Source organism: Candidatus Effluviviaceae Genus V sp., from assembly GCA_014728125.1.
Classification (GTDB): Bacteria; Joyebacterota; Joyebacteria; order Joyebacterales; family Joyebacteraceae; genus WJMD01.
On sequence record WJMD01000132.1, the window covers coordinates 1 to 3,466 of the forward strand.

The window sequence follows — 3,466 nt, forward strand, 5'->3', positions numbered from 1 at the left end:
AGACCGGGAATGCTCTTCCCGACCGATTCGAGCGCCTCCTCGCCGGTCGTGGCGGCCTTGACGGTGTAGCCTTCCTTCTCGAGGTTGATCCGGACCAGCTCCAGAATGTCCTCGTCGTCCTCGACGACCAGTATGTCCCGCGTGCTCACCACTGCATAGCCTCCCCTGTTCGAGCCGATTTGAAGACAATGTCATCACATCGGCGTTAGGACAAGGTTAGGCGCATGTGAGGATTTCGATCGAACCGAGCATAGTCCAGAGACGCTGTCCAGGCAAGGACATCGCAGACTCGAAGACCGGGGGCCGCACGACCTCGTCCACCACCGTACCCTACGAAGAGAGCCGGGCCGCAACGCGACCCGGCTCTTCATTGCAACAGCTCACCAGAGAATCAGCTCGCCGCTGAGACTCGGTGGAGAGTGCCTAGTACATATCCTCCGGCATTCCGGGGCCCTTCTTGTCGTCCTCGGGCTTGTCCGTGAGGATCGCCTCGGTCGTCAACAGCAGGCTCGCGACGCTCGCAGCGTTCGTGAGCGCCGTCCGCACGACCTTGGTCGGGTCGATGATGCCGGCGGCCACCAGGTCCTGGTACTCGCCGTTCGCAGCGTTGTATCCGTGCCGGGCGTTCTTGTTGGCGCGGATCTCCTCGACGACGATCGAGCCCTCGGCCCCGGCGTTCTTCGCGATCTGCCGGATCGGCGCCTCGAGCGCCTGCACGACGATCTCGATGCCGGTCTGAGTATCGATGTCCTTGTCCTTGAGCTTCTTGAGCGCCTCGGCTGTCCGAAGGAGCGCGACACCGCCACCGACGACGATGCCCTCCTCGACGGCCGCGCGGGTCGCGTGGAGCGCGTCCTCGACTCTCGCCTTCTTCTCCTTCATGGCGGTCTCGGTCGCGGCGCCCACGTTCAGCACGGCGACGCCGCCCGCGAGCCTCGCCAGACGCTCCTGGAGCTTCTCCTTGTCGTAGTCAGACGTGGAGCGCTCGATCTCGGCACGGATCTGCTCGATGCGGCCCTTGATGTCGGTCGACTTTCCGGCGCCCGACACGATCGTCGTCGTGTCCTTGTCGATGACGATGCGCTTGGCGCGGCCGAGGTCCTGAAGCGTCGCGCCGTCGAGCTTGAGGCCCTTCTCCTCGGAGAGGACCACGCCGCCCGTCAGGACCGCCATGTCCTCGAGCATCGCCTTCCTGCGGTCACCGAACCCCGGCGCCTTGACGGCGGCGCCCTGGATCGTACCGCGGAGCTTGTTGACGACCAGCGTCGCCAGCGCCTCGCCCTCGACGTCCTCGGCGACGATGAGGAACGGACGTCCCGTCTGCGCGATCTTCTCGAGCGCCGGGACGAGGTCCTTCATCGCCGAGATCTTCTTGTCGTGGATGAGGATGTACGGGTCCTCGAGCACGGTCTCCATGCGCTCAGGGTCGGTCACGAAGTACGGCGACAGGTAGCCGCGATCGAACTGCATGCCCTCGACCACGTCGAGCCACGTCTCGATCGACTTGGCCTCCTCGACCGTGATGACGCCGTCCTTCCCGACCTTCTCCATCGCGTCGGCGAGGATCTCGCCGATCTCCGGGTCGTTGTTGGACGACACGGTCGCCACCGAGGCGATCTCGCCCCGGTCCTTGATGTCGTGGCTCATGGTCTTGAGCTGCTTGATGGCGGCCTCGACGGCAGCCTCGATCCCGCGCTTCAGGTGCATCGGGTTGGCGCCGGCAGTGACGTTCCGGAGGCCCTGCGCCACCATGGACTGCGCCAGAACGATGGCAGTCGTCGTGCCGTCGCCGGCGATGTCGGCCGTCTTCGTCGCGACCTCCTTGAGCATCTGCGCGCCCATGTTCTCATACGGATGCTCGAGGTCGATCTCCTTCGCGATGGTCACACCGTCGTTCGTGATGATGGGCGAGCCGTACTTCTTATCGAGCACGACGTTGCGTCCCCTGGGGCCCAGCGTGACGCGCACGGCGTTCGCCAGCTTGTCGACGCCCTGCCTCAGGTGCTCTCGTGCAGTTGAATCGAACTCGACCTGCTTTGCCATGGTCTTTACCACCTCACATCGGTTCGGTTGCCGCTACAGGATCGCGAGGATGTCGTCGTCCTTCATGAACAGGTACTCCTCGCCGTCGATCGTGATCTCGCTCCCCGACCACTTGCCGAAGAGAACCTCGTCGCCGACCTCGACCTCGACGTCGATGCGCTTGCCGTCGTCGGTCATCCGGCCGGGACCGACCGCCATGACCTTGCCGCGCTGAGGCTTCTCCTTGGCCGTGTCCGGGACGATGATCCCGCCGGCGGTCTTCTGAAGTTCCTCTTCAAGGCGCTTCACGAGGACCCTATTCTGGAGCGGCTTGATGTTGAGCTTCTTCGACTTCTTCTTCGTCGTCTTCTTCTTTGCTGCCATGGAACCTACCTCCTTGTTTCGACGGTCGTCCTGCCGCCCGGCCACGACGGACCCGGCGGACCCGCCACTTAGCACTCGAATTCGCGGAGTGCTAATCTATACGAAGCGCCGGCGGGGCGCAAGGGCTTTTTCGGTTCTTCCGGTGGGTTTTCGGCAGGGGCGGTCCTCGTCCTACGTTCTCCTCAGGCGCCGGTCGATCAGGGCGAGCCCGAGGAGCGTGAGGTCCGGCTCGACCATGTCGATCGAAGGGGCGAACAAGGCCAGCTTCGCCGCCAGGCCACCGGTCGCCACCACCGTCGGCTTCTCCCCCAGCTCCTCAGCGAGCCGCGCGACGATGCCCTCCACCTGCCCGGCGACGCCGAAGACGATGCCGGACCGGAGCGACTCCTCGGTCGTCCGGCCGATGGCGCGCTCCGGCGGGTTGAGGCCCACGCGGAAGAGGAGGGCCGCCCGGCGGAACAGGTTCTCCGCCGACGTGCGGACGCCCGGGGCGATGGCCCCGCCGACGTAGCGGCCGTCGGCCGTCAGCACGTCGAAGGTCGTCGCGGTCCCGAAGTCGACGATGATCGCCGGGCCGTCGACGAGTTCCCGCGCGGCGACGGCGTTCACGAGGCGGTCGGCGCCCACCTCGGACGGATGGTCGTAGTCGACCTCGATGCCGAGATCGAGGTCGCTCGTCACGACGAGCGGCACGAGACCCAGGTGCTCCTCGCACCCCGCGACCAGGGCCGTGGTGGCGTCCGGGACGACCGAGGTGAGCGCGACGGCGCCGAGCGACGACGGCTCGACGCCCGCCTGTCCGCAGAGCTGAAGCAACAGCAGCGCGTACTCGTCGCCCGTCTTCCTCGGGTCGGTCGCGATGCGCCACCGGTGCTTGAGACACGTGCCGTCCAGGATGCCGATGACCGAGTTCGTGTTGCCGACGTCGATGGCGAGCAGCATTGGCGTCGCCCTCCCCTCAGGCGAAGAACACGTCGGCCGCATGCACGCGGCGGAGCCCGGCCGGACCCGACAGCACGAGCGCGCCGCCCGCGTCGAGATCCGAGAACACGCCCTCGAC

General features: G+C 66.2%; 5 protein-coding genes. All 5 read right to left on the minus strand.

The annotated features are described in order from the left end of the window. Positions 1-149: response regulator (locus tag GF405_08125; GenBank protein MBD3368121.1), on the minus strand; the 149-nt coding region annotated here is incomplete at its 3' end. Positions 150-423: 274 nt separating this feature from the next. Then, positions 424-2,043 (minus strand): chaperonin GroEL, encoded by a 1,620-nt coding sequence (gene groL, locus GF405_08130; GenBank protein ID MBD3368122.1) that lies wholly within the window; start codon positions 2,041-2,043, stop codon positions 424-426. Positions 2,044-2,076: 33 nt separating this feature from the next. Beyond that, positions 2,077-2,406 (minus strand): co-chaperone GroES, encoded by a 330-nt coding sequence (locus tag GF405_08135; protein MBD3368123.1) that lies wholly within the window; start codon positions 2,404-2,406, stop codon positions 2,077-2,079. Positions 2,407-2,577: 171 nt separating this feature from the next. After that, entirely contained in the window at positions 2,578-3,348 is a 771-nt protein-coding gene (locus GF405_08140) for a type III pantothenate kinase (protein MBD3368124.1), read from the minus strand. Between the two features lie 16 nt (positions 3,349-3,364). After that, positions 3,365-3,466, minus strand: a 102-nt coding sequence (locus GF405_08145) for a biotin--[acetyl-CoA-carboxylase] ligase (GenBank protein MBD3368125.1), incomplete at its 5' end; no start/stop codon positions are given.